28 protein-coding genes are annotated in these 26,205 nt (G+C 64.7%); 16 read left to right on the forward strand and 12 right to left on the reverse strand.

The window, feature by feature from the left end; all coding sequences use genetic code 11:
• Positions 1-151: 151 nt before the first annotated feature.
• Positions 152-1,246, forward strand: a complete 1,095-nt coding sequence (locus IT549_RS10480) for an acyl-CoA dehydrogenase family protein (protein ID WP_292972883.1) — start codon at positions 152-154, stop codon at positions 1,244-1,246.
• Entirely contained in the window at positions 1,243-2,448 is a 1,206-nt protein-coding gene (locus IT549_RS10485; protein ID WP_292972885.1) for an acyl-CoA dehydrogenase family protein, read from the forward strand. Before IT549_RS10480 ends, IT549_RS10485 begins: the two co-directional genes overlap by 4 nt.
• Position 2,449: 1 nt before the next feature.
• Here the strand turns inward: IT549_RS10485 and dut are convergent, their stop codons facing one another.
• Positions 2,450-2,929 carry a dUTP diphosphatase gene (dut, locus tag IT549_RS10490; protein ID WP_292972887.1) on the reverse strand — a complete coding sequence of 160 codons (480 nt, stop codon included), beginning with the start codon at positions 2,927-2,929 and terminating at the stop codon, positions 2,450-2,452.
• Positions 2,898-4,508 carry a bifunctional phosphopantothenoylcysteine decarboxylase/phosphopantothenate synthase gene (locus tag IT549_RS10495; RefSeq protein ID WP_292972889.1) on the reverse strand — a complete coding sequence of 537 codons (1,611 nt, stop codon included), beginning with the start codon at positions 4,506-4,508 and terminating at the stop codon, positions 2,898-2,900. The genes dut and IT549_RS10495 overlap by 32 nt, the downstream gene beginning before the upstream one ends.
• A gap of 106 nt (positions 4,509-4,614) precedes the next feature.
• On the opposite strand from IT549_RS10495, the gene IT549_RS10500 reads away from it, so the two are divergent.
• Positions 4,615-5,013 (forward strand): hypothetical protein, encoded by a 399-nt coding sequence (locus IT549_RS10500; RefSeq protein WP_292972891.1) that lies wholly within the window; start codon positions 4,615-4,617, stop codon positions 5,011-5,013.
• A gap of 39 nt (positions 5,014-5,052) precedes the next feature.
• Here the strand turns inward: IT549_RS10500 and IT549_RS10505 are convergent, their stop codons facing one another.
• Positions 5,053-6,192 (reverse strand): hypothetical protein, encoded by a 1,140-nt coding sequence (locus IT549_RS10505; RefSeq protein WP_292972893.1) that lies wholly within the window; start codon positions 6,190-6,192, stop codon positions 5,053-5,055.
• A 134-nt stretch (positions 6,193-6,326) separates the two neighbouring features.
• On the opposite strand from IT549_RS10505, the gene ftsH reads away from it, so the two are divergent.
• A complete protein-coding gene (ftsH, locus tag IT549_RS10510) occupies positions 6,327-8,252 on the forward strand; it encodes an ATP-dependent zinc metalloprotease FtsH (protein WP_292972895.1) in 1,926 nt (641 codons plus the stop codon).
• Positions 8,253-8,269: 17 nt separating this feature from the next.
• Here the strand turns inward: ftsH and IT549_RS10515 are convergent, their stop codons facing one another.
• Complete coding sequence (locus tag IT549_RS10515; RefSeq protein ID WP_292972897.1) at positions 8,270-9,340, reverse strand: DUF3667 domain-containing protein; 1,071 nt, start codon at positions 9,338-9,340, stop codon at positions 8,270-8,272.
• A gap of 92 nt (positions 9,341-9,432) precedes the next feature.
• On the opposite strand from IT549_RS10515, the gene IT549_RS10520 reads away from it, so the two are divergent.
• Together IT549_RS10520 and IT549_RS10525 are read left to right on the forward strand one after the other, a co-directional pair.
• Positions 9,433-9,801, forward strand: coding sequence for a hypothetical protein (locus IT549_RS10520; RefSeq protein ID WP_292972899.1), 369 nt, complete (start codon positions 9,433-9,435; stop codon positions 9,799-9,801).
• 112 nt (positions 9,802-9,913) lie between these two features.
• Positions 9,914-10,876, forward strand: a complete 963-nt coding sequence (locus IT549_RS10525; RefSeq protein ID WP_292972901.1) for an alpha/beta hydrolase — start codon at positions 9,914-9,916, stop codon at positions 10,874-10,876.
• A gap of 59 nt (positions 10,877-10,935) precedes the next feature.
• On the opposite strand, the gene rpoZ is transcribed toward IT549_RS10525, so the two are convergent.
• Entirely contained in the window at positions 10,936-11,280 is a 345-nt protein-coding gene (gene rpoZ, locus IT549_RS10530) for a DNA-directed RNA polymerase subunit omega (protein WP_292972903.1), read from the reverse strand.
• A 112-nt stretch (positions 11,281-11,392) separates the two neighbouring features.
• Positions 11,393-12,901 carry a replicative DNA helicase gene (locus IT549_RS10535; RefSeq protein WP_292972905.1) on the reverse strand — a complete coding sequence of 503 codons (1,509 nt, stop codon included), beginning with the start codon at positions 12,899-12,901 and terminating at the stop codon, positions 11,393-11,395.
• Between the two features lie 290 nt (positions 12,902-13,191).
• Between IT549_RS10535 and IT549_RS10540 the strand changes: the two genes are divergently transcribed.
• The 3 genes from IT549_RS10540 (at position 13,192) to IT549_RS10550 (ending at position 14,994) form a co-directional block, all read left to right on the forward strand.
• The gene (locus IT549_RS10540; protein WP_292972907.1) at positions 13,192-13,674 is read left to right on the forward strand and encodes a UPF0262 family protein; all 483 of its coding nucleotides are present in this window, start codon (positions 13,192-13,194) and stop codon (positions 13,672-13,674) included.
• A 196-nt stretch (positions 13,675-13,870) separates the two neighbouring features.
• A complete protein-coding gene (locus IT549_RS10545) occupies positions 13,871-14,569 on the forward strand; it encodes a glycoside hydrolase family 25 protein (protein ID WP_292972909.1) in 699 nt (232 codons plus the stop codon).
• A complete protein-coding gene (locus IT549_RS10550) occupies positions 14,566-14,994 on the forward strand; it encodes a cytidine deaminase (RefSeq protein ID WP_292972911.1) in 429 nt (142 codons plus the stop codon). Before IT549_RS10545 ends, IT549_RS10550 begins: the two co-directional genes overlap by 4 nt.
• A 10-nt stretch (positions 14,995-15,004) precedes the next feature.
• Here the strand turns inward: IT549_RS10550 and IT549_RS10555 are convergent, their stop codons facing one another.
• The 4 genes from IT549_RS10555 to IT549_RS10570 form a co-directional block, all read right to left on the reverse strand.
• Positions 15,005-15,751, reverse strand: coding sequence for a hypothetical protein (locus tag IT549_RS10555; RefSeq protein WP_292972913.1), 747 nt, complete (start codon positions 15,749-15,751; stop codon positions 15,005-15,007).
• Positions 15,752-15,884: 133 nt separating this feature from the next.
• The gene (locus IT549_RS10560; protein WP_292972915.1) at positions 15,885-17,015 is read right to left on the reverse strand and encodes a M14-type cytosolic carboxypeptidase; all 1,131 of its coding nucleotides are present in this window, start codon (positions 17,013-17,015) and stop codon (positions 15,885-15,887) included.
• Complete coding sequence (locus IT549_RS10565) at positions 17,012-17,602, reverse strand: DUF4136 domain-containing protein (RefSeq protein WP_292972917.1); 591 nt, start codon at positions 17,600-17,602, stop codon at positions 17,012-17,014. Before IT549_RS10565 ends, IT549_RS10560 begins: the two co-directional genes overlap by 4 nt.
• 62 nt (positions 17,603-17,664) lie before the next feature.
• Entirely contained in the window at positions 17,665-18,360 is a 696-nt protein-coding gene (locus IT549_RS10570) for a DUF4136 domain-containing protein (RefSeq protein ID WP_292972919.1), read from the reverse strand.
• 136 nt (positions 18,361-18,496) lie between these two features.
• Between IT549_RS10570 and galE the strand changes: the two genes are divergently transcribed.
• From galE to IT549_RS10590, 4 genes are all read left to right on the forward strand, one after another.
• Positions 18,497-19,501 (forward strand): UDP-glucose 4-epimerase GalE, encoded by a 1,005-nt coding sequence (gene galE / locus IT549_RS10575; RefSeq protein WP_292972921.1) that lies wholly within the window; start codon positions 18,497-18,499, stop codon positions 19,499-19,501.
• A gap of 70 nt (positions 19,502-19,571) precedes the next feature.
• Positions 19,572-21,191 carry a M20/M25/M40 family metallo-hydrolase gene (locus IT549_RS10580; protein ID WP_292972922.1) on the forward strand — a complete coding sequence of 540 codons (1,620 nt, stop codon included), beginning with the start codon at positions 19,572-19,574 and terminating at the stop codon, positions 21,189-21,191.
• 275 nt (positions 21,192-21,466) lie between these two features.
• Complete coding sequence (ykgO, locus tag IT549_RS10585) at positions 21,467-21,592, forward strand: type B 50S ribosomal protein L36 (RefSeq protein ID WP_004210176.1); 126 nt, start codon at positions 21,467-21,469, stop codon at positions 21,590-21,592.
• 100 nt (positions 21,593-21,692) lie between these two features.
• On the forward strand, positions 21,693-22,307 hold the full coding sequence (locus IT549_RS10590; RefSeq protein WP_292972923.1) for an HAD family phosphatase: 615 nt from the start codon (positions 21,693-21,695) through the stop codon (positions 22,305-22,307).
• Positions 22,308-22,404: 97 nt separating this feature from the next.
• On the opposite strand, the gene IT549_RS10595 is transcribed toward IT549_RS10590, so the two are convergent.
• Positions 22,405-22,746 (reverse strand): hypothetical protein, encoded by a 342-nt coding sequence (locus IT549_RS10595; RefSeq protein WP_292972924.1) that lies wholly within the window; start codon positions 22,744-22,746, stop codon positions 22,405-22,407.
• Between the two features lie 197 nt (positions 22,747-22,943).
• On the opposite strand from IT549_RS10595, the gene IT549_RS10600 reads away from it, so the two are divergent.
• Positions 22,944-23,459 carry a helix-turn-helix domain-containing protein gene (locus IT549_RS10600; protein WP_292972925.1) on the forward strand — a complete coding sequence of 172 codons (516 nt, stop codon included), beginning with the start codon at positions 22,944-22,946 and terminating at the stop codon, positions 23,457-23,459.
• Position 23,460: 1 nt separating this feature from the next.
• Here the strand turns inward: IT549_RS10600 and IT549_RS10605 are convergent, their stop codons facing one another.
• Complete coding sequence (locus tag IT549_RS10605; RefSeq protein ID WP_292972926.1) at positions 23,461-24,969, reverse strand: YifB family Mg chelatase-like AAA ATPase; 1,509 nt, start codon at positions 24,967-24,969, stop codon at positions 23,461-23,463.
• 157 nt (positions 24,970-25,126) lie between these two features.
• Here IT549_RS10605 and IT549_RS10610 point away from each other — a divergent pair, with 157 nt between their 5' ends.
• Together IT549_RS10610 and rpmH are read left to right on the forward strand one after the other, a co-directional pair.
• Positions 25,127-25,807: an alpha/beta hydrolase gene (locus IT549_RS10610; RefSeq protein WP_292972928.1), complete on the forward strand. Its 681-nt coding sequence runs from the start codon at positions 25,127-25,129 to the stop codon at positions 25,805-25,807.
• Positions 25,808-26,065: 258 nt separating this feature from the next.
• On the forward strand, positions 26,066-26,200 hold the full coding sequence (gene rpmH / locus IT549_RS10615) for a 50S ribosomal protein L34 (protein ID WP_039388288.1): 135 nt from the start codon (positions 26,066-26,068) through the stop codon (positions 26,198-26,200).
• Positions 26,201-26,205: the final 5 nt, after the last annotated feature.

The following is a 26,205-nucleotide window of genomic DNA, read 5'->3' on the forward strand; positions in this document are numbered from 1 at the left end:
GGGCTGGCCCGCAATGTCCAACCGTATACGTATGAATCGCTGGCCAAGGAAAGTGGAATTGGAAGCGTTTCCATAAATCTCCCTCCTCGGCTCCCCTTGCCAAGTTTAATCGCGCGATTAAGACTGCGGCGAAAGGGAGAGATTCGCGATCATGTCGATACTCTATGATGAAGGCCAGCAGGCCATTGCGACCGAAAGCCGCCGGGTGCTCGACGCCCGGATGGACAAGGCCCGCCTGCTCAAGCTGCTTGAGCAGGTTGGCGAACACGATGCGCCGTTCTGGGATACTGCGGTCGAGCAGGGTTGGACCGCGCTGGCGGTGCCAGAGGAGCACGGCGGGCTGGGCCTTGGCCTGATCGAGCTGGGTCTGGTGGCCCAGGCCTGCGGCGCGGCAACGTCTGGCGCGCCGTTCCTGACCGGCGGCTACGGAGTGTCGCAGGCGCTGGTCCAGGGCGGCAATGCCGCGCTGGCGGCGCAGTGGCTGCCCAGGCTGGCCAGCGGCGAGGCGATCGGCTGTGTCGCGATTGCCGAAGGCAACGCCGCGCTACCCCCCGCCCCCGCCGTCAGCTTTGCCGATGGCAAGCTCAGCGGGACCAAGCCGGCGGTGCCCGGCGGCCAGAAGGCCGATGTCGCGCTGGTCTGGGCCAGCAAGGACGGCCAGCCGGTGCTGGTACTGGCCGAACTGGCCGGAGCCGCCCGCAACGCGGTCGACAGCTATGACAACAGCCGGCTCTATGCCGATCTGGTCTTTGCCGGGACGCCCGCGACCGAACTTGCCGCCGGCGATGCGGCCCGCGCGCTGGTGCTCGATGTGATGGGCCGGATGGCGGTGGTCACCGCGCACGAACAGGTCGGCGGGGCCGAAGCCTTGCTGCACATCGCGCGTGACTATGCCAACACCCGCAAGGCCTTTGGCCAGCCGATCGGCATGTTCCAGGCGATCAAGCACCGCGTGGCCGAAATGTACGGTCTGGTCGAGATCGCCCGGGCCAACTGCATCCATGCCGCCGCCAGCGAAGGCACGGCGGAGTTCCTCACCGCCGCGGCCGATGCGCGGATCTCGGCGACCGAGGCCTATGACACCAATTCGCGTGACTGCGTGCAGATCCACGGCGGGATCGGCGTCACCTGGGAACTGGGCCTGCACCTGCACATGCGCCGCGCCCGCAGCCTGGCGGTGGAATGCGGCAACCTGGTCTTCTGGGAAGACCTCTTGGTCGAACGCCTGCAAGGAGAAGTGGCATGAGCGAACTTGAAGCCTATCGGGCAAAGGCGCGCGCTTTCCTTGAAAGCATGGCGCCCAAATATGGCCGCGATGCGCGCAGCGGCAACACGGTCGAACAGGACCTGGCGCTGGGCCGCGAATACATGGCCAAAAAGTATGACGCCGGGTTCGCCGGGATCAACTGGTCTCCGGACATCGGCGGACAGGGCCTGACCCACCTTCACAAGATCACCTTCGATGCCGAGGAAATGCAGTTCGGCATGCCGGTGCAGTTCTTCGGCATCTCGCTGGGCATGCCGGTGCCGATCCTGATCCACTATTGCGAGGACAAGGAGTTCGTGAAGGAGCGCGTGCGCAAGGCGCTGCGCGGCGAGGAAATCTGGTGTCAGATGTTCTCCGAACCTTCGGGCGGGTCCGACCTTGCTGCCTTGCGCACCAAGGTTGAATCCGATGGCAACGGCTGGAAGATGAACGGCCAGAAGATCTGGACCAGCTGGGCGCAGTACTGCGATTACGGCGTGATCGTCACCCGCAGCGATCCGACGGTCGAAAAGCACAAGGGGCTGACCTACTTCTGGATCGACATGAAGTCGAAGGGTGTGGACGTGCGCCCGATCAAGCTGGCCGGCGGCGACAGCCACGTGAACGAGATCTTCTTCGACGACGTGCGGATCGAGGATTCGCAGCGGCTGGGCGCGGTTGGCGGGGGCTTTGGCGTCTCGCTCCACACGCTGATGATCGAACGCTATATCGCTACCGACAGCGGCGGGTTCGGCCCGCACCTCGATGAATTCGTCAAGCTGGCCAAACGGGTCGATATCAACGCCAAGCCGGCGATCGAGGATGGCCGCGTGCGCAGCGCGATTGCCCGCAACCATGCGATGCGCGCCGGGCTGGATTCGATCACCAAGCGCGCCTTTGCGATGATGATGGCCGGGATGCAGCCGGGCCCCGAAGGATCGCTGCAGAAACTGGTTGCGGTGCGCAGCCGGCAGAAGCTTTCGGAAATGGCGATGGACCTGATGGGCAACGAAGGCCTGGCCTTCGATCCGCACGCCTATGTCAAGACCGACTGGGGCACCTCGTGGCTCAACGCGCCGACCGGGCGGATCGCCGGCGGTTCGGACGAAGTGCTGCTGAACACCATCGCCGAGAAGATCCTGGGCCTGCCGCAGGACTATCGCCCCGACAAGGGCGTGCCGTTCAACGCAATTCCGGCCTAGTTCAAAGCGCGACGACGCCGCCGGTGGACCCAAATCCACCGGTGCCGCGTTCGGTTTCATCAAGTTCGTCCACCGCCAGCCAGCTGGCGCGGGTGACCGGAGCCAGCACCAGCTGTGCCACCCGGTCGCCGCGCTGGATCGCGAAGGGTTCGGCGCCGTGGTTGATCAGGATGACCTTCAGTTCGCCGCGATAATCACTGTCGATCGTCCCGGGGGTGTTGGGCACGGTGATCCCGTGCTTCAGCGCCAGGCCTGAACGCGGGCGGACCTGGATTTCGAAGCCCGGAGGGATCGCCATGGCCAGGCCGGTCGCCACGGCATGGCGGCCGCCGGGGGCGATCGTCACGGCTTCGGCGGAAACGACATCCATTCCGGCTGCTCCGGCAGTGGCATAGGCAGGCAGGTCCAGCCCTTCGCCATGGGGCAGTCGCTTGACGCGAACCGGAACGTCAGGTGTCGGCTGGTTCCCCGACAAGGGCATCGGCAATCCTTTCAACGAGCACTTTGGCTACGTCGTCTTTTGCCATCTCGGGTAGCGTTTCGACAGTCTTGGCGGTGACGATATGCACGGCATTGACATCGCCGCCCATCACATCGCCCGACACATCGTTGGCGACAATCCAGTCCGCGCCCTTGCGTTTGCGCTTGTCCTTGGCGTGTTCGAGCACCCGTTCGGTCTCGGCCGCGAAACCGATCACCAGCTTGGGCCGCTTGTCGCTGACCGAAACCATCGCCAGGATATCCGGGTTCTCGGTCAGCCGCAGCGCGGGCGGTGCCGAACCGCGCTTCTTCATCTTTTCGCTGTGGAAGTCGGTGGTGCGCCAGTCGGCCACCGCCGCGACCATCACCGCGACGTCCACCGGCAGCGCCGCCTTGACCGCATCGGCCATCTCGCGCGCGGTCTGGATATTGATCCGGTCAACCCCCGGCGGGGTGGCCAGGTTGACCGGGCCGGACACCAGCGTGACCTGTGCGCCCAGCCGGGCGGCAGCGGCAGCGATCGCATAGCCCTGTTTGCCCGAACTGCGATTGGCGATGTAGCGCACCGGGTCGATCGGTTCATGCGTCGGGCCGGCGGTAACCAGCACGTGCTTGCCGATCAGCGGGCCATCGACCGGCGGGACCCATTCGGCGGTATCGCCGGCGAAATCGGGCTGGCCCTGCAACGGGTTGGTCAGGAAATCGTCCGGCAGGATTTCGGGTGTGGCCTGGGCATCACCCTTGACCACATGGTTGAGCGCTTCGGGATCGGTCGGCGGCGCGGCCTTGGCCTTGCCCTTCTTCGACAGGATCGGGCTGTCGAGCAGCACTTCGGCCGGCGGCACTTCGGGCAGCGGCTCGGGCTCGAAATCAACGTATTCGCCTTCCAGCTCGATCGCGTCGAGGTCGATCGTGCGGCCCTTGCCCTGGCGCGGGATGATGCTGGCCGACAGGCCGCCCAGCCCGGTATCGACGCTTTCGACACCTTCGAATTCGCCCAGGTCCAGCTCTGGTTCGGGCGCGGGCAGCAGCATGGTTTCCAGTTCGAGCAACTGGCAGACCGCGTTCCAGACGGCCACCGGTTCGGGCAGGCGGCCGGGGCCGAATTCGCCGCAGGCCATCGGCCCTTCATCGGGATCGAGTACATGAACCCCGCGCTCGATCACGCTCTTGACGTTGTCCTGGGTCGCCTTGTGCTCCCACATCCGCACATTCATCGCCGGCACGGCCAGCACCGGCTTGTCGGTTGCGAGCAGCAGTGTGGTGGCCAGATCATCGGCAATGCCGTGCGCCATCTTGGCCAGCAGATCCGCCGTTGCCGGGCAGACCACCACCAGATCGGCGCTGCGCGAAAGCTGGATGTGGCCCATCTCGACCTCGTTGGTGAGGTCCCACAGCGTGGTGTGGACAGGGTTCTCACTGAGCGCGGCCAGGGTCATCGCGGTGATGAACTTCGAACCGCCTTCGGTAAGCACGCACGAAACCTCGCCGCCGCCCTTGCGGATCAGGCGGACGAGCTCGCAGGCCTTGTAGGCGGCAATGCCACCCCCGACCACCAGAAGGATCCTTGGCCCAGTCATTGAAACCCGCTTGTGCAATGCCCTTCCTTTATGCGCAACAGGCTTTGCTTCTCGACCGCCTTGCGGCACAGTGGCTAAGTTGGGGTTAAACGGGAGGGTTACCGAAATGCGAATTGCCGTTACCGCGCTGATTTTTCTGGCCGGCCTGTTCAATCTGGCTCTGGGATTGAGCTTTCTTTACGATCCGGGCGGGATGGGGCTGCAATTCGGCGTTTCGCCCAACGGCCCGCTGGGCTTTGCCGTGCTGCGCGCCGATTTCCCCGCTTTTTTCCTGGTCATCGGCTTTTGCATGCTGCGCGGTGCCTGGGTCCGCAACGGCGATCTGCTGCTGGTCCCGGCCGCGCTGTTCGCGATTGCTTTCACTGGCCGTGCGATCAGCGCGCTGGTTTCCGGCACCCAGCCCGGCTTTTTCGAACCGATGGTGGTCGAGGCGCTGCAATTCGTACTGCTGGTGATCGGCTGGAAAGTGGTTCCGCACCACAAGATCGAAGAGCTGACGTCCTGATCGGTGCGCTGATCGCCTCCGCGATCAGCTGCAACACCGTCAACCAGGCAGGGCCGCTTTCAAGAGCGACCCCACAGCCTGCGGGGCGAAGGCCAGCCCGACGAACATCGCCGGGGCGATCACTGCGCCCCAATAGAAGTTGTCGGGCCGCCCGGCGATCATGAAGGCCAGGCCATAGCCAAGGTACAGCAGGGTCGCGGTGGTGCCCAGCGGGCTTTTCCACCCGGCCCAGCCCAGCACCATCAGCATGACCAGCGGTCCGGCCACGAAATGCGGCAGGAACCGCAGGTTGCTGGACAGGACCACGTTCGACAACCAGCCAGACAGCCCGCGCAGTTCCAGCCAGCTGGGCCCCAGCGGATCGCTGGGCAGGACGTGCTGGGCAACCTGGCCGAGATGCCAGGTCAGGTAGAGCCCGAACAGCGCCACCAGCCCGGCCCAGGCCGCGCCCTCTTTCCAGTCGCGCCGCCACAGCGCCAGCGCGCCCATCAGCAGCACATAGGGCAGCACATGCTCACGGATCGCCAGCGCCAGCGCGGCGACCAGCAGCGCGGCCAGCCATTTGCGCCCCGGCCGGTGCAGCGCCAGCGACAGCGCGATCAGCATCCCGGCCCACAATTCGTGCAGCACGAAGTAATAGCGGTTGAGCCCCAGGCTGGCGCCCATGAAGACCAGCGCGGTGCCGATCCGCTGGAACTGTGCCCCGCCCGGCTCCTCGCCCAGCCGCTTCCACCAGGCCAGCACTACCGCGACCAGCAGCACCAGCGCCGCCGCCAGTACCCCGGGCACCAGCACTTCGGCGCCCTTGCCGCTGTCGCCCAGCGCCACCGCCAGATAGGCCAGCGTCGGCAGCCGCACCGCCACGCCCGGGCGCAGCGGATAGTGCGCCTGGCGATGTTCGTCGGCGGCGACGGCATAGTAATTCTCACCCTTGCCGATCCGCTCGATCACCCGGTCGTACAGCGCCAGATCATCGTCGCGCGGGCGCTGGGCGTCCTTGGCGGCCTGGCCGCCGGCCATCGCCTCGACAAAGCCGACAGTCTGGCTTTCCTGCTTGCCGGCCGCGATCGGCACCAGTGCGGCAGCGGTCAGGATCAGCAGCACCGCTGCCAGCAGCAGCCGCGCGGGCCAGCGCGGCCAGTGGGCAAAGCGATCGTCGATGGCTGGCGGTGTGGTCATCTGGTCCCCCTTGGCCACCTTGTGCCTGTCGCCCCGCCGCGGCGCAAGTCGGCGGATTCGCCAAGGGTCTTGTCGCCGTTAGCTTGCGATTCAGCCCTGCGGTCCTACATAGGCAGGGAAAGGATCGCCTGCGCATGAACGACGAACAACCCAGCGGTACTCCCTGGATGAAGAACCTGATGGTCTGGGGCGGGGTTATCCTGGCCCTGCTGCTGGTGGTTTCGATGTTCAACGCCCGCAACGAAGCGGCGGTGACGCAGATGTCCTATTCGGAATTCCGCGCCAAGGTGGCCGAAGGGCAGATCGCCTCGGTCCAGGTCGGCGAAACCCGGATCATCGGCAAGACCAAGCAGGACAAGCCGTTCAGCACGGTGCCGATCCCCAACGATGCCACACTGGCCCCGCTGCTGCAGTCGAGCGGCGTCAAGTACGATGGCAAGGCGCCCGAGGAAAGCAGCCTGTTCGTGGTGCTGCTGATCCAGGTGCTGCCGATCCTGCTGTTCCTGGGGCTGGCGATCTTCGTCATGCGCCAGATGCAGAAGGGCGGCGGGGCCGGCGGGGCGATGGGCTTTGGCAAGAGCAAGGCCAAGATGCTGACCGAAAAGCAGGGCCGCAAGACCTTTGATGATGTCGCCGGGATCGACGAGGCGCGCGAAGAGCTTGAGGAAATCGTCGAGTTCCTGCGCGATCCGCACCGCTTTTCAAAGCTGGGCGGGCAGATCCCCAAGGGCGCGCTGTTGGTCGGTTCGCCTGGTACCGGCAAGACCCTGCTGGCCCGCGCGATCGCGGGCGAGGCGGGCGTGCCGTTCTTCACCATTTCGGGTTCGGACTTTGTCGAAATGTTCGTCGGCGTGGGCGCCAGCCGCGTGCGCGACATGTTCGAACAGGCCAAGAAGAACGCGCCGTGCATCGTCTTCATTGACGAAATCGACGCGGTCGGCCGGCACCGCGGGCACGGCCTGGGCAATTCGAACGACGAACGCGAACAGACGCTCAACCAGCTGCTGGTTGAAATGGACGGGTTTGAGGCCAACGAAGGCATCATCATCATCGCCGCGACCAACCGCCCCGACGTGCTTGATCCGGCGCTGCTGCGCCCGGGCCGGTTCGACCGCCAGGTGGTGGTGCCGCTGCCCGATATCGAAGGGCGCGAAAAGATCCTGGGCGTGCACATGAAGAAGGTGCCGCTGGCCCCCGATGTCGAGGCGCGGACCATTGCGCGCGGCACCCCGGGCTTTTCGGGCGCGGACCTGGCCAACCTGGTCAACGAGGCCGCGCTGCTAGCGGCCCGCCGCAACAAGCGGCTGGTTGCCATGCGCGAGTTCGAGGACGCCAAGGACAAGGTCATGATGGGCGCCGAGCGCCGCAGCATGGTGATGACCGAGGACGAGAAGAAGATGACCGCCTATCACGAGGCCGGCCATGCGATCGTCTCGATCAACGAGGATGCCAGCGATCCGATCCACAAGGCCACGATCATCCCGCGCGGCCGCGCGCTGGGCATGGTGATGCGCCTGCCCGAGCGTGACAGCTATTCCTATCACCGCGACCAGATGCTGGCCAACCTGTCGGTGGCGATGGGCGGCCGGGTCGCGGAAGAGCTGATCTTCGGCCACGGCAAGGTGTCCTCGGGCGCCTCGTCGGACATCCAGTATGCCACTTCGCTGGCGCGCAACATGGTCACCCGCTGGGGCATGTCGGACAAGCTGGGACCGCTGCAGTACGAAGACACCCAGGAAGGCTATCTGGGCTATGGCGGCTCGACCCGGACGATGGGTTCGGACGAGACCAACAAGCTGATCGACGCGGAAATCCGGGTGCTGGTCGATGGTGCGCACAAGCGCGCGACCACGATCCTCAAGAAGAACATCAAGCACCTGCATCTGCTGGCCCAGGCGATGCTCGAATTTGAAACGCTGTCGGGCGAGGACATCGACGAACTGATCAAGACCGGCAAGCTGGACCGTCCGGACAAGCCGGTCGGCGGCCAGACGATTGCCCCGGTCCAGGGTTCGGCGATCCCCAAGGCCGGCAAGCGGTTCGCCGGCGCGGCTGCCTGAAGCCTGTTTCCCAGTGGCTAGCCGCTCGCCACCATCAGAGCCAGGATCGTGCCGAACAGGATCAGCACGATCTGCGCGAACAGAGCCAGGAAAAAGGTGCGCCACAAGGCGCCAAAACGACTCAGCTGGTAGGTGCCGCGCGCCTGCCGGTACATGTGGACCGGTGAATAGAGCATCAGCAGGCCCGGCAGCCAGCCGATCTCGGCCGAGATCAGCAGGCTGGCCAGCGTCGCCAGGATAAGCATGAAGCTGACCGAATAGGTCACGAACACGGTGTGATCGTAAAGGTGGAAGCGGCGGCTGAAGGGAAACAGCAGCCAAAGGAACGGTACGCTGAGCGGGATCACCAGCCAGGCATATTTATAGGCCCCGGTCTGCAGCTTGTAGAGCATCAGGTCGGGGTTTTCCTTTGCGTGGCGCCAGGCCTTGTTGATTGCGTCCGCAGTCGCCCTGGATGTCCCGGGATCGGCATCGGCAATCGTCTCCGGCAGGTTCCCCTGCTCCGCCGCTTCAAGCGCGGTCACTGCGTCGCGCGCGGATTTGAGCTCTCGCTCAAGAGCAACGACATCGCCGCCCTTGCCCGCACGGGCATTGGCCAGTCTCGCTTCAAGCCGCTCAACAGCATTATCTGCCTCAACCCGGGCCGCGCCGAACCCTGCCTGAGCCTGGGCATTCGATCCAGCGTTAAAATTGACCGGGCTTTTCAGCAGGTTGAACACCGCAAAGGTCAGGAACACAACAAACAGGAACAGCGCGATCGGGCTGACATAGCTGGCGCGGCGGCCATCGATGTATTCGCGGGTCAGCTTGCCCGGATTCCACGCCAGCAGCGGCAAGGTTCGCCAGATCTTGCCCTCGAAGTGGAACACCCCGTGCAGCAGATCATGGAAGAACGCACCCAGCGTCTTGTGGACATGCGCGGCCTGGCCGCACTGGTGGCAATGGCTGCCCACCAGCGCGGTGCCGCAATTGAGGCAGGCACTTTCGTGCGTGTGGCCATCTTCCGCTTCGCCATGCGCGGGCTCTGCGGCCCGGGCGATCAGCGCACCTTGTGCGATCTCGCCGATGATCTCCCCTTCGCTGCTCATCTGTTTTTCCCGCACTGTTCTGGCCGGTTCATGGTCTTGCAAGGTGCGTGCGGTCAAGCCATGAGGCAACAACGCCCAAAGCGGAGACTGCAATGAAGAAGATCCTGGCCGTGCTGGCCCTGACCCTGCCCGCCGCCGCTTTGGCCGCCCCCGGCGACATGAATGTCGCGACCTTCCTGGCCAAGGCCGATGCGCTCCGGGCCAAGGGGGCCATGGCGCTGGTGTCGAGCGATTTCAGCCTGCTCAAGAACGAGGGCAACGCTGCGGGCGAAGCCTATCGCGCGCGCCTGGCCAAGGAACGCGCGGCCGGCAAGCCATCCAGCTGCCCGCCGCAAGGTGCGAAGCTGACTTCGGATGAACTGCTGGCGCATCTGCGCGCCTATCCCGCCCCGGCCCGCCCGCGGGTTTCGATGAAGCAGGCGATGGCCGACTTTTTCATCAAGAAGTATCCCTGCCGCTAGGGCCAGGACCCTTTACCCCGCGCAAATAATGACCCGGTGCAGGGGGCGCAATTGACGCTCCCCCTGGTCGCTGGGAAGAGCGGCCCCGCAAATCGCTGCGGGAGCCTGAACAATGCGCGGAAAAACGATCAAGTGGCTGGCTGCATTGACCGCAATCACCGCTCTGGCCCTGCTGACATTGCGCACGCCCGATACCGATATCGCGGAAATGGTGCGCAAGTACGGCGGCAGTGAAGCGCGCTTTATCGAAAGTTCGGTTGGCCGGATTCACTACCGCGATCAGGGTTCGCGCACCGGGCCGGTGCTGCTGCTGCTGCACGGATCGAACAGTTCACTCCAAACCTGGGAAGGCACCGTCGCGCGGCTGAAGCAGCGTTACCGCGTGATCTCGTTCGATCTGCCCGGCCATGGGCTGACCGGACCCAATCCGCTGGATGACTATTCGATCGAATCCGCGATCGAGGCGGGGATTGCGGTGCTTGATGCCGCCAAGGTCCGACAGGCAGTATGGATCGGCAACAGCGCCGGGGGCCGAACGGTCTGGCGCGCGGCCATTGCCAGGCCGGATCGGGTGGCCGGGATCGTCCTGGTCGATGCCACCGGCGCCAGGGCGTCCGAACCGCTGCAGCTGTATTTCGGCGCGCGACTGGCGCGATCATGGCTGGGGCAGGAACTGCTGCCCTACACCCTGCCGCGCAGCGTGGTCATCGCCTCGCTCAAGCAGAACTATGCCAATCCGGGCCGGATCACCGATGCGGTAACTGACCGCTATTGGGAACTTGCCCGCTTTCCCGGTAACCGGCGGGCCGCAGGAATCTGGGCCAGCGCCTCATTTGACGATCGCCAATGGGACAGGATCGGAACGATCGCGGCGCCGACCCTGCTGATCTGGGGGGAACAGGACCGCGTCGTGCCATTTTCCCACGCACAGGCCTTTGCCCGGGAAATCAGGGGATCGCGATTGCGGATCATCGCCGACGCCGGGCACCTCCCGATGGAGGAACAGCCGGACGCCTTCGTTGAAGTTCTGGAACCATGGCTGGACCAGCACTGGCCAGCACAGCCGGGGCGCTAAGTGCAGCCCTGGGTCACATTGGCCAGCGCCATGACAGCGCTGGCCAATGGAAATCAGCCTCAGCCTTCGTAGTCGCCACCGATCGAGGTGTTGCGCACCGGCGCGGCAGCGGTGATCCGCAGCGCTTCGGCCGACTGGCTGAGCGAACCGATATCATCGACTTCATCGTCATCGTCGGGCAGCACGCGCTGCAGCGAACCGATCACCGATTCCTTGAGGTTGTCAGGACGGACGGTCTGTTCGGCGATTTCGCGCAGGGCGACCACCGGGTTCTTGTCGCGATCACGCTCCAGCGTGATTTCCGCCCCGCCCGAGATCTCGCGCGCACGCTGAGCAGCGAGCAGGACGAGATCGAAGCGGTTGGGAACCTTGTCGACACAATCTTCAACGGTAACGCGCGCCATCTGGCACTCCAGTACATGAAATTCCGGGAAGCGCGGCTGTTAGCGGCCAGCGCATTGAAAAGTCAAGAAAAAATCGCATAAATATCTGATTTATAACGCAAATTTCAGCGAATCACTCTTCATATCCGCCATAGCTGGTGCCCGGGGCCAGATTGCCGAACTTGGTGAACTCGCTCTGGAACAGCAGCTGGACGTTGCCGGTCGAGCCGTGGCGCTGCTTGGCGATGATCACCGTGGCCTTGTTCACCACCTCGAGGTGGCGCTCCATCCACTTGTCGTACTTGGCGATCGCATCGGGCGAGCTCGATTCGCTGGGCTCATCGGGCTTGGCGGCGTTGTGGTAGTACTCCTCGCGGAAGATGAACCAGACCATGTCGGCGTCCTGCTCGATCGAGCCTGATTCGCGCAGGTCCGCCAGCTGCGGGCGCTTGTCCTCGCGGCTTTCGACCGCACGCGACAGCTGCGACAGCGCGATCACCGGGACCGACAGTTCCTTGGCCAGGGTCTTCAGGCCGCGGCTGATTTCCGAAATTTCGTTGACGCGGTTGTCGTTCGCGCGGCCCGATCCCTGCAGCAGCTGGAGGTAGTCGATCACCACCAGACCGATATCGTGCCGCCGCTTCAGACGCCGCGCGCGGGTGCGCAGCGCCGCGATCGACAGCGCCGGGGTATCGTCGATGTACAGCGGCAGTTCGGCCAGGCGCTGGCTGGCGAACGAGATCTGCTGGAAGTCCTGATGGCTGATCGAGCCCTTGCGCAGCCGTTCGCTACTGATCTCGGCCTGTTCGGCCAGGATACGCGTGGCAAGCTGGTCAGCGCTCATTTCCAGGCTGAAGAAGGCGACCGGCGCGCCGACCGACTTGGCCGGGTCGATCCCGTCCTTCATGTCGCGCAGATAGCGTTCGGCGCAGTTGAAGGCGATGTTGGTGGCGAGCGAGGTCTTGCCCATGGCCGGACGCCCGGCCAGGATCACCAGGTCGGAATCGTGCAGGCCACCGATCTTGTGGTTGAGATCATCGAGCCCGGTGGTCAGCCCCGAAATGTGCCCGCCCGAATTGAGCGCCTTTTCGATCTGCTGGATCGCGGTCAGGCTCGACTGGCGGAACGAAATCGCCTCGTTGCCGACCGAGGCCCCTTCGGACACGCGATAAAGCGCGGCTTCAGCCGAAGCGATCTGCTCCATCGGCTCAACGCTTTCGCTGGTGTCGAGCGCGGAATTGACCAGGTTGCGGCCCACCGCCACCAGTTCGCGCAGCAAGGCCAGGTCATAGATCTGCTCGGCCAGTTCGCGCGGGGCCAGCAGCCCCTGCCCGTCGGCGGTTAGCCGCGCCAGATAGCCCGCACCGCCCAGTTCCTTGAGCGCTTCGTCGGCTTCGAAATAGGGCTTGAGCGTGACCGGGGTGACCACCGCCTTGCGATCGAGCAGTTGCAGCACGCGTTCGAAGATCCGGGCGTGGACCGGTTCGAAGAAATGATCGGGACGCAGCGGCGTGACCAGTTCTTCCAGCACCCGGTTGTCGATCAGCACCGCCCCCAGGAACGCGGCCTCGGCCTCGACGTTGCTGGGCAAGGCGCGCGCGGCGGTTTCGTCAGCACGGGGAAAGGGGATCGGTTCGGCCATGGTCCGCGTTCCATGCGCTGATGCCGGTTGGGGTGCAAGGTGGTGCGTTCACGCACAGGCTGTGGATAGCGGGGACGGAGCAAGAATTGGTTCGCACAAAGACACAAAGGCACGAAGATCGAGGGTGCGCGCTGCAGGCCCATCGAATCATCATTGCCCTGCGCCAGGCTCGACCGTTGAAGCAACGGGAGGCTTCGCCGCAAGCCATGACACTTCGTGTCTTTGTGTCTTTGTGCGAACCTTTATCCCCCCTTGCCCGCGAATCTTGCATCTGCGAAAAGCCCGCCAGCATGGCAGACCCCCGGATCATCCATATCGAGCTCGACGAGGCGACGATCCTGTGGCGCAATGCCGATATCGAGCAGGAACGGCGCATCGCGATCTTCGACCTGATCGAGGAAAACCTGTTCAAGCCAAGCCGCGCCTGGGAGGCCGGACATGAAGGCCCCTACCGGCTCAAACTGGCGGTGGACGATGGCCGGCTGCTGCTGGAAGTGGCGGACCAGGACGGGCAGTTGCTGGAACAGCTGATCCTGGGGCTGGGCCGGTTCCGCCGCCCGATCCGCGAGTATTTCGCGATCTGCGATTCGTATTACCAGGCGATCCGCAAGGCCACTGCGGCCGAGATCGAGACGATCGATATGGCCCGGCGCGGGGTCCACAACGAAGCGGCGGAACTGCTGCTCGAACGGCTGGAGGGCAAGGTCGAAACCGATTTCGCCACCGCGCGGCGGCTGTTTACCCTGATCTGCGTGCTGCATATCAGGGGATGAACCTTCCCCCTCGATGGGGGAAGGATACGGAGACTTGGTGCTGCAAGCGCCTGGTCGAAGTTGGATGGGGGTGATGTTGCGTCCTGGCGCAGTGGTCACCCCCACCCAACCTGCGCTAGCCCCCGCCTTCGCGGGGGTAAGCTTCGGTATCCCTCCCCCATCAAGGGGAGGAAGCAGGGGTCGCAAGGTAACTACGATGGCACGCACCAAGTCTTCCCGTTGGCGGCTGCGCCTGTTTGGCGCCATGCTGCTGCTTGCGCTGATCGGCGCGGCCTGGGGCTGGTGGACGGTGCACCACTGGCGCCCGGCGCGCGGAGCTTTCCCGGTCCAGGGGATCGAGGTCGGCAGCGATGACGGCGCGGTGGACTGGAAGGCGGCCAAGGCGATTGGCGTCAGCTTTGCCTATCTCGATGCCTCGGCCAGCGCCTTTGCCCGCGATCCGGCCTTCACCCAGAACCTTGAGGATGCCAGGGCCGCCAAGCTGCAGGTCGGTGCGGTCCACACCTATGATCCGTGCCAGCCGGCCGAAAAGCAGGCAGCCAATTTCATGACCGTGGTGGCGCGCGACAAGGCGATGCTGCCGCCGGCGGTCTGGCTTGACATGCTGGCTGATGATTGCCCGGTCAAGGTTACCGATGCCGCGGTTGAAAGCGAGCTGATGACCTTCCTCAACCAGATCGAAACCCACACCGGCAAGCCGACGATCCTGAAGATTTCGCGCGCCTTCGAAAAGCGCTATCACCTTGCCACGCGGATCGACCGCAACCTCTGGCTGGAGTCCATCTACATGCAGCCCGAATATGCCGGCCGGCCCTGGACGCTGTGGACCGCGAACACGATGATGCAAAGCGAAGCCGCGGCCCAGCCGCTGCGCTGGGTGGTGGTCAGCCGATGAGCTGGAGCAAAGACAGCCTGATCGCAGCCGCACGCGAAGCCGCGGGCAAGGCCTATGCACCCTATTCCAGCTTCCACGTCGGCGCGGCGCTGGGCTTTGCCGATGGCTCGGTGGTGACCGGCGCCAATGTCGAAAACGCCAGCTATGGACTGACACTGTGTGCGGAAACCGTCGCGGTCGGCAAGGCACTGAGCGAGGACTGGCGCGGCAAGCTCGAAGCCGTGGCAGTGATCGGCGGCAAAGCCGGCGCGGTGGGTGCGGGTGATCCGGTCACCCCCTGCGGACGCTGCCGCCAGATCCTCAATGAAGTGGCCGCACTGGGGGGCAACGACCCAACGGTGTTGTGCGTGGGGGAAAGCGAAGTGCTGGAACTCAGCCTGTCCGACCTGCTGCCGCACAGCTTTGGGCCATCAAGCCTGGGATAGCCACGCTCCCTCAAGCCTTGCCGCGAAATTTCCGCCCCAGTTGCGCCAGCCACTTGCCGGCATATTCCTCTGGTGAGAAAAGATTGGCAAGTCGCGCCTTCTCGCTGAAGCCAGCCGGATGGGCCAGATCAAGTATCGCCGGACTGGATCTGACCGCAAGCTCCAGCCCCGACCTGAACCGACTTTTGTCATTGCACAATACAACCATGTTTTGCCGATACCACCAGCAGACATCCGGGTTGTTCCAGAGCCTGGGCCGCAAGACATCGAAGAGTTCATAGCCCCTGCCCCGAAATCGTTCGGCCCAATAGGTCAACGGCTGTTCGTTGACATGATGCTGCCCTCCCTGTCCATCGATGGCTGCCGAGAACAGGATGGTGTCAGACAGTCCAATCAGATTGTCGACGAACTGGTCGGCCTGCCTTGCATCGATATGTTCAGCAACTTCGAGCGACATCGCCAGATCAAATCGCTCCGGCTCGTCGAATGGCATCGAGAGATCCGTGGCAGTGAAGTTTGCCGGGTCGATCAGGAGCCGATCCCGCTTTGTCCAGGGACCATCCCGCCCGACGATTTTGACGGCTCCGAAAGTCTTGAGCCAAACCCCGCGACCGCAACCGATATCAATTACACTTGAGACCGGACGTGCTCCGCCCATTTCCAGGCATTCCGCCAATACCGGCACGGTTGCCGCAGCAGATTTGGACGTTCTTTCAAAGTCACGATCATAGAATCGTGATGAATAGAAGAATGACAATAGAGAATCCTCGCGACCATTTCTGACATTATTCTTACAAAATTGGCTATGTCAGTGCGCGATCTCTATCATTCAAACCTGCGAATGCAACACAGGCCACCACGCCGCTGGGGCAGCTGATCGAATTGGCAACCTACCCCCGCAACCACTCCAGCAGTGCTCCCATGCAATCCCGGCCCAGGATCGCGCTGCGTTCAGGGCTCCACCCTTGCACTTCGCAGGGCAAGTCCCGGTTGTCCTTGAACGGCATTTCCAGCGTCATCGTCACCGCGCCAAAGCGTTCGGCGACCTGGTTGGTGGACATGGTCATGTTGGCCTTGCCCGGCCCCGCCACCGGATAGCCCAGCCGGGTCTGGAAATCGGGGGTGCGACGTTCGAGGATCGCGGCGTAGCGATCAAACCCGGCCTGCTGCGCTTCGTTCCACGAAGGAATGCCTTCGAACCCGGCCAGGAACACCGCCGGGATCGCCTCGTCGCCGTGCACGTCCATCGCGAAGTCAACGCCGGTTTCATCCATCGCGTTGCGGATCGCCAGCACTTCGGGGCTCTTTTCCGCGCTGGGGCTTTCCCATTCGCGGTTGAGGTTGATCCCTGCGGCGTTGGTGCGCAGGTGCCCGCGGCGCGAACCGTCTGGATTGGCATTGGGCACAATGTGGAACCGGCACAGCTGGCGCAGCTTGCGCCCGACCGGGTCGGCCGAATCGGTCAGGCAATCGAGCGCGCCTTCCATCCACCATTCGGCCATCGATTCGCCCGGATGCTGGCGGGCATAGAGCCAGACCTGCCGGTCGCCCTCGCCCAGCTCAAGGCAGTCGATCGGCTGGCCATCAAGCGTGCGGCCCAGCACCCGGTGCTCCACCCCCAGCTCAAGCGCGGCCTGGCTGACCAGATCATGGTGGCGCTCCATCGAATAGGGGGCAAAATAGGCGAACCAGGCCAGGTTGGCGTCGGGCGTATAGCGCACCGTCAGGGTGCCGCCGTCTTCATCCTTGTCATAGCTGCTGGCGGCGCGGCCCCAGAATTCGCGATCCTCGCTGACCACCGCGTGATAGCCGGGCCAGCCATCGGGATAGGCCGAACCGCCCAGCCCGGTGATCTTGAGTTCCAGTTCGCGCCCGGCGCAATTGGTGACGCGGAAGTGGAACCACTGGTAGAAGTCCGAAAGATGGTCCTTGCGGATGGCCAGCCGGGCAGCGGCGCCGTCGATTGCAAGGACTTCGATATTGCCGCTGTCGAAGGCAGCGTCGATGGTGATCTGGGTCATTTGACCTCGATAGTCTCACCTGACTGGCCCGGAAAGCCCTTGAACAGGGCCTCGGTCATTTTTGGCGCGCCCAGCGTGGTCGCGGCCAGCGGCGACCTGGTTGAAACGGTGAAGCTGGCGCGGCCTTCCCACAGCGACGCATTGCTGGCGCGGTCGCGGATCGTCACCGCCAGGTCAGTGGTCACCTGCGCGCTGGGCTTGGGCGAAAGGTTGAGGCCGATACCCAGACCGATGCCCGAGCCATAGCTGCCGGTCGAGCCGCCGATCCCGACGCTGACCGGGCTGCGGCCCTGCGGCTCCAGCGTCTGGCGGCTCATCGCCATGTGGGCGACCTGGGTGCCGGTGCCAGGCGAGGCCTCGCTGTAGCCCAGCAGCACCAGCTGGCGCATCACCGCCGCACGGTAGCTTTGCCATTCAAGGTTGTTGCCATCCATCCCCGGGGCCGGCTCGACCGAGATCGTCCCCTTGCCCAGCATCGAGACATCGGCGGCATGGAACCGCGTGACTTCAACCGGGCCAACCGGGGTCATACAGCCCGCCAGCGCCAGCAGGCCGGACAGTACCAGGACAGGAACGATACGCTTCATTGCCGGCTCCCCTTGTTGGCCTGGGTGCGATTTTGAATCCGATAGCCCCGCGATGCAAGCACTTAGCGTTTGAGCGTCTGTTCGCCGGTCTTGCCCGGAAAGCCATCGAACAGCGCCTGGGCCAGCCGATCGGCAATAGTCTGGTCATCCCACTTGCCGTCGCCATCACGCGAATACATCTCGGCCCGGCCTTCCCACAGCACCGCGCCGCTGGCCCGGTCCTTGATCCGCGCTTCGAGCCGGGTCGAAAGCAGCGCGGCTTTGGGCTTGCTGGCATCGTACTGCAGGCCGATCCCCATCATCGAGCCATGGTTGGAAACCCCCATGGTCATTTCGCCCGACAGCGGCTTGCGCTTCTGTTCGGCGGGCACCGCTTCCCTGCGCACCACCCGCACTTCGACCAGTTGTCCGTCGCTCGCACCGCTGGCCGCGGCGGCATAACCGGCATGCAGCAGCTGGTTTTCAACCGCAGCTTCAAATGTCGCGCCAAAGCGCCGGTCGGAATTTTCCGCGTCGCCCGACATGGTCACCACCGCGACCGACCCCATGCCCAGCACCCGCTGGTCTTCGGCGCGGAAGCGGGCAACTTCGACCCGGCCTTCCAGCGACGGCGTGCTGCTGCGCGCGGTGCCGCCCCAGCCCGTCCGCCCCCAGCCCGGCCCGCCCCAGGCCCCCGGCTGCGCCATCAGCGCGCTGCCCGTCAGCCCCAGCAGGGCAACGGTGGCAAGGGTTGGCAGGGATGCGCGGATTGCGGCCATGGATTGATCCTTCACTTATCGAAAACCTGCCCCACGCCCGGTCCATCGGCGCACGAACCTTGCGCCCGGCTGAACGCGCCCGGCCCGATCGGCGTTAACCACTTTATTGCCTGATCGTGTTAGATCCGCCGCTGTCATGACCAACAAAGTTCCCGTCCTCGTTACCGGTGGCGCCGGCTATATCGGCAGCCACGCGGTCCTTGCCCTGACCGATGCCGGCTGGCCGGTCGCAGTGATCGACAACCTGACCACCGGCTTTCGCTGGGCGGTGCCCGAAGGGGTGCCGTTCTATGAAGGCGATATCGAGGACAGCGCCCTGCTGGCCCGGATCATTGCCGAACAGGGGATCAAGGCGGTGATGCATTTCGCCGGTTCGATCATCGTGCCCGAATCGGTCGAGAACCCGCTGAAGTACTATCACAACAACACCGCCAAGAGCCGCGCGCTGATCGCCAGCGCAGTGGCCGGCGGGGTGCCGCACTTCATCTTCAGCTCGACCGCGGCGACCTATGGCATTCCCGAAGTCTCGCCGGTCAGCGAGGACAGCCCCAAGGCACCGATCAATCCCTATGGCATGTCGAAGCTGATGACCGAGACCATGCTGGCCGACGTCGCCCGCGCGCACCCGCTCAACTTCTGTGCGCTGCGCTATTTCAACGTCGCCGGGGCGGATCCGCGCGCGCGCACCGGGCAATCAACCGCCGGCGCGACCCACCTGATCAAGGTGGCGGTCGAGGCGGCGCTGGGCAAGCGCAGCCATGTCGAGGTGTTCGGCACCGACTATGCCACGCCGGATGGCACCGGGGTGCGCGACTACATCCACGTAGCGGACCTGGCCCAGGCCCACGTCCTGGCGCTGGAAGCGCTGATCCAGGATCCGGCCAGCTCGTTGACGATGAACTGCGGCTATGGCCGGGGCTTCTCGGTGCTCGAAGTGCTAGACGCGGTCGATCGGGTCACCAACCTGACGATCGAGCGCAAGCTCAGCCCGCGCCGCGCCGGCGATCCGGATTCGCTGATTTCGGACAACCGCCGGATCAAGGCCACGCTGCCGTGGGAACCGAAATACGCCGATCTCGACACCATCGTCAGCCATGCACTGCAATGGGAACGTAGGCTTTCGGAAATCCGCAGCCAATAGGCCGCCTCCCCCCTTGGCCTGGACGTGCCGTTGTGTAAGCAAGGGCACCAAGATCAGACAGGGGAGAACAATGATGATCAGGAAGGCGCTGCTGGGCGGCGGGGCATTGCTGGCGATGCTGGCAACCAGCCCGGCCCCGCTGCTGGCCGATGCCAGCGAAGGCCAGGTGGCGGCGGTGATGGACGAGGGCCTCAACCGCAGCGAGGCAATGGTCATGGCGTCCGAACTGCTTGACGGGATCGGCCCGCGGCTGACCAATTCCGAAGGCTATCGCCGCGCCGCCGATTGGGCGACCGCCCGGATGACGCGGCTGGGGCTGCAGAACGTACACCGCGAAGGGTTCGAATTCGGGCTGGGCTGGAACGTCGACAGCTACCGCGCGGTGATGGTCACGCCGCGCCGGATCGAACTGACCGCGATCCCCGTCGCCTGGTCTCCGCCCACCGAAGGAACGCTGCGCGCGCCGGTGGTGCTCGCCCCGATGAGCAAGGCCGAACACTTTGCCCAGTGGAAGGGCAAGCTGGCCGGCAAGGTGGTGCTGATTTCGATGCCGGGGACCAGCGGCGAGCCGAGCAAGCCCGCGTTCCAGCGCTATGACGACAAGCAGATCGGCGAATACGACAAGTACGATTTGCCCAGCTTCGATCCGCATGCCGCCGACCGCCGCGCCAAACGGACCAATTTCCCGCTTGAGCTGAGCCGCTTCCTCAAGGCCGAAGGCGCAGTGGCCATGGTGCGGATCAGCTATCGCGACGGCAAGCTGGTGCACGGCGAAGGTTACAATTTCCGTCCGGGCGAAACCCTGGCCCTGCCCGCTTTCGAAGTGGCAGCAGAGGACTATCGCCGGCTCGCCCGGCTGACCACCACCGGCACTGCGCCCACACTGGAACTGGCGCTGGCCGCCCGCTTCGATGCAAGCAACCTGATGGCCGAAAATCTGTTCGGCGAAATCCCGGGCAGTGATCCCAAGGCTGGCTATGTCATGGCAGGCGCGCACTTCGACAGCTGGATCGCCGGTGACGGTGCGGCCGACAACGGCGCGGGCAGCGTGGTGGTGCTGGAAGCCGCGCGGATCCTGATGCGGCTGGGGGTCAAGCCGCGCCGCACGATCCGCTTTGCACTGTGGGCGGGCGAGGAACAGGGCCTGCTGGGCAGCCGCGCCTATATCGACCGCCACCTGGCCAGCCGCCCGATCGACCCCAAGCTGACCGGGATCGCCGCCTATTCGGCCTGGTCGCAGGCCTGGCCGATCACGCCCAAGCCGGGCTACGGCGATCTCAAGGCCTATTTCAATCTCGACAATGGCGGCGGCAAGATCCGCGGGATCTATGCCGAAGGCAACATCGCGGCCGAAGGCATGCTGGGCAAATGGCTCAACCCCTTCGCCAGCCTGGGCGCCGGCCGGGTGGTGACCGGCAAGACCGGCGGCACCGACCACGTCTTCATGCAGGCGATCGGGCTGCCCGGATACCAGTTCATCCAGGACCCGCTCGATTATGACAGCCGGGTCCACCACACCTCGATCGACACGCTGGACCACCTGCGCGGCGATGATCTGCGCCAGGCAGCCACGATCATGGCCGCGATGCTGCTGCAAGCCGCGAACAGCGACAAGGACCTGCCGCGCATGCCCTTGCCGTCCAAGCCGGTGCCGACCGATCCGTTCAAGGTGCGCGATCCGGATGAATAGGAGATAGCAAGGGACCCTTCCCCCTTGATGAGGGAAGGATACGCAGACTTGGCGGCTGTGCCGCCTAGTCGCAGTTGGATGGGGGTGAGCGCGCGACAAACTACGAGTAAGGCCGCGAGCGCACCCCCACCCAACCTGCGCTAGCGAGCAAGCTCACAAGCTGCGGTATCCCTCCCCCATGGAGGGGGAGGTGACTCCTTGGTTGACTTCCAACCGAGTCACCACTAACGGCGCCACTTCAAGTTTTCAGCGGCAGCAGCCGCACCGAGGAACCAATGAAGATTCGCAACAGCCTCAAGTCGCTCAAGGGCCGTCACCGGGACAACCGCGTGATCCGCCGTCGTGGCCGGACCTATGTGATCAACAAGACCAACCGCCGCTTCAAGGCGCGCCAGGGCTAAGTCCCGGCGGGGTCCGCATGCGGATCCGGTTGAAACCATTGCGGCCCGCCTCCCACCGGAGCGCGGGCCGAAACCTTTTTTGCTGCAGGGGAATTTGGCAATGACCGGGCGAATCGAGGCGGTGGTGTTCGATGTCGGCAAGGTGCTGGTCCAGTGGGAACGTGACCTGCCCTTTCGCGAACTGATCCCCGATCCGGCCGAGCGGGCCTGGTTCATGGACGAGGTAATCCCGCTGTCCTGGCACGGCGAGCACGATGCCGGCCGCGCCGCCGAGGAGATGATCGCCGAGCGCAGCGCGCTCTATCCCGATCACGCCCGCCTGATTCGCGCCTGGCTGACCCGGTTCAACGAGACGATCCCCGGCCCGGTCCCGGGCAGCGTCGATCTGGTGCAGGACCTGCACCGCGCGGGCGTGCCGCTTTATGCGATCACCAATTTCGGCGCCGACACCTGGGCGCAGTTCCGCCCGACCTGGCCGCTGTTCGACCTGTTTCGCGACATCGTGGTTTCGGGTGACGAGAAGCTCGCCAAGCCCGATCCGGCGATCTACGCGCTCGCCGCCGCGCGCTTTGGCCATGCCCCGCCGGCGATGCTGTTCGTCGATGACAGCCTGCCCAATGTGGAAAGCGCCCGCGCCAGCGGCTGGCACGCGCACCACTTTACCGCAGCCGACAGCCTGCGCGCCGAACTGGTGGAGCGGGGGTTGCTGGACTGAACCCCAAGAAAAGAGGCCCCCGTTCTTGCGAACGGAGGCCATGGAGGGGGCTGTTGAGGATTTGCCTGGGGCCTATAAGGGGGCGGCCCTGGCGCGGTCAGGCAGCCGCGTTGCAGCGCTGAAGATCTTCAGCGCCGAATTCACCCTTCGGGCCGGTGAATGCCGAAAGCGTACCAAATGCCTTCACCACCTGGGCGCAGGTCTTTTCGGGACGCGAACCATCGATCGGAGCCGTGCAGGTATCACCCGCGCAGTTCCAGATCACGCCGTTCACCACCTTGCTCTTCGGCGCGGCCAGCGCGGTCGAAAGCTTCACCACGTTGCGGCTGGCGCCGGCATGCGCGGGGGTGGTGGTGGCCGAGAAGCTGAGCACGGTGCCAGCCAGAGCGAGGCCAGCGGCCAGCAGGCCGCGCGAGAATTGCTGCGAAATTGCGGTCATGTCTAAATCCCTTTCCTGTCTTGCACGCAGGGATCGAAAGGGGTCCTGGGAGGGAGACTCGATTTGCGTTGCTAATCGCTACCTAATGCGATAGGTTTTCAGTTGCAACTAGAAACTGTGCGCCGCAGCAAAGATTTTTTTGTGCAACTGGAAGAGCAATTGAGTTAGGCTGCCTTCGGGCAAGGGGACGTGAAGCTATGGGTAAACTGACCGAACCGCTGAATGACATGCAGAACTGCGGGCTTCCCGCTGCTCTCGAGGTCATGGGCGAACGCTGGAGCTTCATGATCCTGCGCGCCAGCTTCAACGGCCTGCACCACTTTGAAGAGTTTCTTTCGACCCTGGGGATCGCCCGCAACATCCTGTCGAATCGTCTGGCCCGGCTGGTCGAACACGGGATCATGAAGCGCGAGCCGCTGCCCGAGGATCGCCGCAAGATCGAATACCGCCTGACCGCCAAGGGGCTCGACCTGCTTCCCGCGATGCTAGCGCTGCGCCAGTGGGGTGAGAAGTACGGCGTCGGCATTCCCAGCAACCCGGTGCTGTGCGACGCGCGCGACGGCATGCCGATCGCCGAAATCGCGATCCACGCCCACGACGGACGCCGGCTACACCACACCGAACTTGAATGGCGCGAAGCCTCCGATGTCGGCAAGAGCGAGGCCGAGTACGACGACTATCCGGTCAAGCCGCAGCTGAATGTGCTGAGGTAACTTACGCCCTGGGCGCCACCCGCCGATAGCTGAGCGCTTCGGCCACATGGATCCGGCCCACCCCTTCACTGCCGGCAAGGTCAGCGATGGTCCGCGCCACGCGCAGGATCCGGGTATAGCCGCGCGCTGAGAGCCGCATCGCTTCGGCCGCCTGCATCAGCAGCTTGCGGCCCGGTTCATCAGGGGTGGCGTGCAATTCGAGCAGATCGCCGTCAAGCTCGGCATTGCTGCGCTTGTTGGTTCCGGCCATCCGCGCGGTCTGCACCGCGCGGGCCGCGGCGACCCGGGCGGCGACCTGTGCGCTGCCTTCGGCGGGCGGCGGCAGGGCGAGGTCGGCGGCGCTGACCGGATCGACTTCGACATGCAGGTCAATCCGGTCGAGCATCGGCCCGGAAACCTTGGCCTGATAATCGGCGGCGCACCGCGGCGCGCGTGAACAGGCCAGCGCCGGATCGCCGAGATGCCCGCAGCGGCACGGGTTCATTGCCGCGATCAGCTGGACCCGCGCCGGGAAAGTGACATGGGCATTGGCCCGCGCGACATCGACCGAGCCGGTTTCGAGCGGCTGGCGCAGCGAATCGAGCACCGCGCGCTGGAATTCGGGCAGCTCGTCCAAAAACAGCACGCCAAGGTGCGCCAGGCTGACCTCGCCCGGCCGAACCCTGAGGCCGCCGCCGGTCAGCGCCGCCATCGAGGCCGAATGGTGCGGCGAGCGGAACGGGCGTGTGCGGCTGATCCGGCCTTCTTCCAGCGTGCCCGCGACCGAGGCAACCATCGACACTTCCAGCGCCTCGGCCGGGGTCAGCGGCGGGAGGATCCCGGGCAGGCAGCTGGCCAGCAATGATTTGCCCGCACCCGGCGGACCGATCATCAGCAGGTTGTGACCGCCAGCCGCCGCGATCTCGAGCGCGCGCTTGGCCACTTCCTGGCCTTTCACCTGCCTGAGGTCGGGCCCGAAGCCGGGCGCTTCCGCCTCACCCGGTTGCGGCTGGGCCAGTTGCTGCACGCCCTTGAGGTGGTTGAGCAGGCTGACCAGATTGGGCGCGGGCACCACCGGCACACCGCTGGCCCAGGCCGCCTCGCTGCCCTGCACGGCCGGGCAGATCAGCCCAAGGTCCTGCGATGCGGCATGCAGCGCGGCGAGCAGCACGCCGGGCGAGGCGACGATCCGGCCATCGAGCGCCAGTTCGCCCACCGCGATGAAATCACCCAGCTGTTCGGCATCGGTCACCCCCATCGCCGCCAGCAGCGCCAGCGCGATCGGCAGGTCATAGTGCGAGCCTTCCTTGGGCAGGTCGGCGGGCGAGAGGTTGATCGTGATCCGCTTGGGCGGCAGCGACAGACCCATCGCTGCCAGTGCGGCACCGACCCGTTCCTTGCTTTCGTTGACTGCCTTGTCGGGCAGGCCGACCACATTGAAGCGCGGCAGGCCCGGCGCGATCTGGCACTGCACTTCGACGCTGCGCGCCTCCAGCCCAAGGTAAGCCACCGTCTGGACCAGCGCGACCAAAGTATTGCCCCCATGCAGCTACGGCGAATTACTTGGGTGTGCCGCAGAAACACTGGCCTGTCGAGCCGATAGCGCCGGAATGGAACAATCGTCGGTAAGCCCTTCTTAACCTTTGGCCTTGTGAACCCGGTAAGGGGCGGCGGGCGATTAGCATGGCATGCGCACACTGACCGCCCTTGCTCTCACGTTGCTCGCCTGCACCGCGGCCCCTGCCGTGGCGGCCGAGACGATCGTGATCGAGGACCTGGTCGAAGTGATCGAATACGTCGATGAGGGCGGGTCCGAGCGCTATGTCGCCACCGCCCCCGCGCCGATCCCCCAGGGGATCGCCCGGTTTGGCCCGTTCCGCGTGCTTGATGGCAATCGCGCGGCGCTGGTCGATGTGACCGACAGCGCCAGCCCGGCCCAGTTCCAGGCCATGCTGCGTGCCTATCCCGGCATCGCAACGATCGAGATGGTCGAATGTCCCGGTACCGAAGACGACCGTGCGAACCTGAAGCTGGGCCGGATGATCCGCGCCCAGGGGATTGCCACCCACGTTCCATCCGGCGGTTCGGTGCGTTCGGGCGGGGTTGAACTGTTCCTGGCCGGCAAACAGCGCTTTGCCGATCCGGGCAGCGAATTTGCGGTCCATTCGTGGGCCGACGAAGACGGGCGTGAGGCCAAGGACTATCCCGCCGATGCCCCCGAAAACCGCGCCTATATCGACTATTACCGCGATATGGGCATGGATGCGCCGCAGGCCAGCGCATTCTATGCCATGACCAATTCGGTTCCGCATGCCGATGCCAAATGGCTGACCGCGGCGGACATGCGCCAGTGGGTCAAGCTGGACTGAAATTCTCGCACAAAGTCACAAAGCCACAAAGTTGGCGGAAATCGCCGAAGGCTATCCGAGCTGGAAAATCCCGAGCGGGTGAATTGGAGCAGCTTCGCTGCAGAGCTGCGACTTTGTGACTTTGTGGCTTTGTGCGAGCAACCATTCGAAACCGAATCCCTTGACTCACTCCCTGCCCTCCGTTAACGGCGCGCGTCTGCGATCGGGCCCTGTCTAACGATGAGGTCAGTCGAATAGAGATTTCCGAGGTTTTTTGACATGAAGCGTACGTTCCAGCCCAGCCGCCTTGTTCGCGCCCGCCGTCACGGCTTCCGCGCCCGCACCGCCACGGTTGGCGGTCGCAAGGTCCTGCGCGCCCGCCGCGCGCGCGGTCGCAAAAAGCTCAGCGCCTGAGCGAA

Source organism: Novosphingobium sp. (assembly GCF_020852455.1).
Classification (GTDB): Bacteria; Pseudomonadota; Alphaproteobacteria; order Sphingomonadales; family Sphingomonadaceae; genus Novosphingobium.

Excerpts from the sequence above, each read along its gene's own strand:
- IT549_RS10480 (WP_292972883.1), top strand. The coding sequence starts at position 152 with ATGTCGATACTCTATGATGAAGGCCAGCAGGCCATTGCGACCGAAAGC.
- IT549_RS10485 (WP_292972885.1), top strand. The coding sequence starts at position 1,243 with ATGAGCGAACTTGAAGCCTATCGGGCAAAGGCGCGCGCTTTCCTTGAA.
- dut (WP_292972887.1), bottom strand. The coding sequence starts at position 2,929 with ATGCCCTTGTCGGGGAACCAGCCGACACCTGACGTTCCGGTTCGCGTC.
- IT549_RS10495 (WP_292972889.1), bottom strand. The coding sequence starts at position 4,508 with ATGACTGGGCCAAGGATCCTTCTGGTGGTCGGGGGTGGCATTGCCGCC.
- IT549_RS10500 (WP_292972891.1), top strand. The coding sequence starts at position 4,615 with ATGCGAATTGCCGTTACCGCGCTGATTTTTCTGGCCGGCCTGTTCAAT.
- IT549_RS10505 (WP_292972893.1), bottom strand. The coding sequence starts at position 6,192 with ATGACCACACCGCCAGCCATCGACGATCGCTTTGCCCACTGGCCGCGC.
- ftsH (WP_292972895.1), top strand. The coding sequence starts at position 6,327 with ATGAACGACGAACAACCCAGCGGTACTCCCTGGATGAAGAACCTGATG.
- IT549_RS10515 (WP_292972897.1), bottom strand. The coding sequence starts at position 9,340 with ATGAGCAGCGAAGGGGAGATCATCGGCGAGATCGCACAAGGTGCGCTG.
- IT549_RS10520 (WP_292972899.1), top strand. The coding sequence starts at position 9,433 with ATGAAGAAGATCCTGGCCGTGCTGGCCCTGACCCTGCCCGCCGCCGCT.
- IT549_RS10525 (WP_292972901.1), top strand. The coding sequence starts at position 9,914 with ATGCGCGGAAAAACGATCAAGTGGCTGGCTGCATTGACCGCAATCACC.
- rpoZ (WP_292972903.1), bottom strand. The coding sequence starts at position 11,280 with ATGGCGCGCGTTACCGTTGAAGATTGTGTCGACAAGGTTCCCAACCGC.
- IT549_RS10535 (WP_292972905.1), bottom strand. The coding sequence starts at position 12,901 with ATGGCCGAACCGATCCCCTTTCCCCGTGCTGACGAAACCGCCGCGCGC.
- IT549_RS10540 (WP_292972907.1), top strand. The coding sequence starts at position 13,192 with ATGGCAGACCCCCGGATCATCCATATCGAGCTCGACGAGGCGACGATC.
- IT549_RS10545 (WP_292972909.1), top strand. The coding sequence starts at position 13,871 with ATGGCACGCACCAAGTCTTCCCGTTGGCGGCTGCGCCTGTTTGGCGCC.
- IT549_RS10550 (WP_292972911.1), top strand. The coding sequence starts at position 14,566 with ATGAGCTGGAGCAAAGACAGCCTGATCGCAGCCGCACGCGAAGCCGCG.
- IT549_RS10560 (WP_292972915.1), bottom strand. The coding sequence starts at position 17,015 with ATGACCCAGATCACCATCGACGCTGCCTTCGACAGCGGCAATATCGAA.
- IT549_RS10565 (WP_292972917.1), bottom strand. The coding sequence starts at position 17,602 with ATGAAGCGTATCGTTCCTGTCCTGGTACTGTCCGGCCTGCTGGCGCTG.
- IT549_RS10570 (WP_292972919.1), bottom strand. The coding sequence starts at position 18,360 with ATGGCCGCAATCCGCGCATCCCTGCCAACCCTTGCCACCGTTGCCCTG.
- galE (WP_292972921.1), top strand. The coding sequence starts at position 18,497 with ATGACCAACAAAGTTCCCGTCCTCGTTACCGGTGGCGCCGGCTATATC.
- IT549_RS10580 (WP_292972922.1), top strand. The coding sequence starts at position 19,572 with ATGATGATCAGGAAGGCGCTGCTGGGCGGCGGGGCATTGCTGGCGATG.
- ykgO (WP_004210176.1), top strand. The coding sequence starts at position 21,467 with ATGAAGATTCGCAACAGCCTCAAGTCGCTCAAGGGCCGTCACCGGGAC.
- IT549_RS10590 (WP_292972923.1), top strand. The coding sequence starts at position 21,693 with ATGACCGGGCGAATCGAGGCGGTGGTGTTCGATGTCGGCAAGGTGCTG.
- IT549_RS10595 (WP_292972924.1), bottom strand. The coding sequence starts at position 22,746 with ATGACCGCAATTTCGCAGCAATTCTCGCGCGGCCTGCTGGCCGCTGGC.
- IT549_RS10600 (WP_292972925.1), top strand. The coding sequence starts at position 22,944 with ATGGGTAAACTGACCGAACCGCTGAATGACATGCAGAACTGCGGGCTT.
- IT549_RS10610 (WP_292972928.1), top strand. The coding sequence starts at position 25,127 with ATGCGCACACTGACCGCCCTTGCTCTCACGTTGCTCGCCTGCACCGCG.
- rpmH (WP_039388288.1), top strand. The coding sequence starts at position 26,066 with ATGAAGCGTACGTTCCAGCCCAGCCGCCTTGTTCGCGCCCGCCGTCAC.